The following is a 341-nucleotide window of genomic DNA, read 5'->3' on the forward strand; positions in this document are numbered from 1 at the left end:
ATGAAGGCTTTTTGTAATGCTTTTGTACTGATGGTTCCCATCACTCTTGCAATCGTATCTGCCGAGGGTGATGTTTTACCTGAGAAGCCAAAGCGTAATAAAAAATCACGCTGCTTACGTCCATAATCACTAATACCTTTCCAGGTATCATGACCAGACAACACCGCACAAATCGTTATCAAAATAATATCTGATAACGTATGTTCAACTTTACCTTCTTGGCGAATGTCTCTAATGGAAACGAAATGCATAAATGGACTTTTATCTTCTGTCATTTTTAATCTCCTAAACGTTAGGAGACCATTAAATCGCACTGAAAATGATCAACAAATTGATCCTTT

General features: G+C 37.0%; 1 protein-coding gene. It reads right to left on the reverse strand.

The window, feature by feature from the left end:
* Nucleotides 1-275: transposase family protein (locus BZJ21_RS15715; protein ID WP_131826367.1), on the reverse strand; the 275-nt coding region annotated here is incomplete at its 3' end.
* Between the last annotated feature and the right edge of the window lie 66 nt (nucleotides 276-341).

It is taken from the genome of Salinivibrio costicola subsp. alcaliphilus, from assembly GCF_001996185.1.
In the GTDB taxonomy this organism is placed as follows: Bacteria; Pseudomonadota; Gammaproteobacteria; order Enterobacterales; family Vibrionaceae; genus Salinivibrio; species Salinivibrio costicola.